1 protein-coding gene is annotated in these 592 nt (G+C 49.3%); it reads left to right on the forward strand.

Annotated elements, in window-relative coordinates; translation table 11 throughout:
* Positions 1–592: glycosyltransferase (locus tag A3750_RS18065; RefSeq protein WP_197475135.1), on the forward strand; the 592-nt coding region annotated here is incomplete at both ends.

The raw sequence follows: 592 nt of genomic DNA on the forward strand, positions 1-592 counted from the left end.
TTCAGATCATGCGTAACGCGAGACATCTAGAAAGACTGATCAACGAGCAAAACATCGATTTACTGCACGTGCGCTCACGAGCGCCGGCATGGAGCGTCTACCTTGCTTCACGTTCGACGGGCGTCCCATTTATCAGCACCTTCCACGGTTGTTATGGACACAAGAATGCGCTCAAGCGCTTGTACAACTCGGCGATGTTAAGAGGACGAGCGTGTATCGCAGTCTCAGAATTCATAGAGCACCATATACGCGAAACCTATCCATGGGCGAAGAATGTGGTGCAGATTAATCGAGGCGTAGATACCGACTACTACACCCGCTCCATTCAGGTAAGCCCGTCTATCTCAACGCATGCAACTAAGAAACCAGCCCAAGTAACGACGTCAACAAAAGGCCCAGAGAAACCCTTTACACTTCTTTTACCCGGACGATTCTCAGAGCTCAAGGGCCATCAACTTCTGCTAGATGCCGTCGAGCCAATAACAGATAGACCTCTTAAGATCATTTTTGTTGGCAGCAGTCACGGCAAAGAACACTATTACCAATCGCTTCGTGAACGCGCCACCTCCCTTTCGCCAAAAATTGAGTTCGT

This window comes from Oleiphilus sp. HI0079 (genome assembly GCF_001635105.1).